This is a genomic window from Camelimonas sp. FR25 (assembly GCF_059740505.1).
Genome location: NZ_JCAWFG010000025.1, coordinates 1 through 964, shown reverse-complemented (window position 1 = coordinate 964; position 964 = coordinate 1). Strand labels below are relative to the sequence as shown.

The 964-nt window shown below is 62.8% G+C and carries 2 protein-coding genes; both read left to right on the top strand.

Annotated elements, in window-relative coordinates; translation table 11 throughout:
• The coding region (locus AC6A67_RS03555) for a hypothetical protein (protein ID WP_498035187.1) at positions 1–332 on the top strand (332 nt) is incomplete at its 5' end.
• Positions 333–964, top strand: a 632-nt coding sequence (locus AC6A67_RS03550; RefSeq protein WP_498035186.1) for an acyltransferase family protein, incomplete at its 3' end; no start/stop codon positions are given. It abuts the gene before it with no gap.

The following is a 964-nucleotide window of genomic DNA, read 5'->3' as shown; positions in this document are numbered from 1 at the left end:
ACTTCGCCGTATTGCGCAAGTTCGACGCCATGCCGATCATCCTGCCGCCCGGCGCCGCCCGGCGCCTCCGCGGCGCGCCGGGCCAGCCAGCCAGCGCAAGCGGCGCACGCAGCGAATACCATGAACAGGCGCGACTGATCCTCAACTCCTCCTGCTGGAAAGCGACGGCTCCCCTACGCTGGGCGGCGCGACTGGCGGGCAAGCCAGCCACGATCAGGTCCGGACAACTGGACAGTCTCGACCCGACCCAGGTCGCAACATTGCTCGCCGCGCTGAGAAGCTCCAGGTCCTGGCGGGTTACCCGCTTTATTCACCGGGACAAGGGACTGTAAATGCCGCAGGACCTGCCGCCAGACGCCTCCATCCGCGAGGACAATTTCGCCGCCATACGGCTTGTCGCCGCCATCCTCGTGATTTTCGGTCACGCATTTCCCCTGACCGGCTCTGTTGGGCCAGGCTATCTGGGCAGTCCGGTATCCACCCTCGCCGTCAAGGTGTTCTTTGTGATCAGCGGCTACCTGATTTGCGGGAGCTGGCTGCGTGACCCAAATGTTTCGCGGTATATGCTGAGGCGCGCCCTGCGCATCTTTCCAGGGCTCATTGTGTTGTGCATCCTGACTGTAGGGCTGGTCGGCGTACTGATCACCAGCGCGCCAGTGCGCGACTATCTCGCCAGCCCTGCGACCTGGAACTATTTTTCCAATGTCCTGCTCTACCCCAACTATCATTTGCCAGGGGTATTTGCGGGCAACATTTACCCTGGCGCAGTAAACGGCTCACTGTGGACGTTACCGGTCGAGTTCGCGATGTACCTGCTGCTGCCATTGGTCCTGCTTCTGCCGTACCGGCGTTACGCGGTGATCGCAATGCTGGTGGGGCTGGCGGTGGCGTCCATATGGTTCACCCGGCTGTACGCGCCCTCCCAGCCAACGGTCATCTGGGGAACGAGCCTCACGAGCGCCCT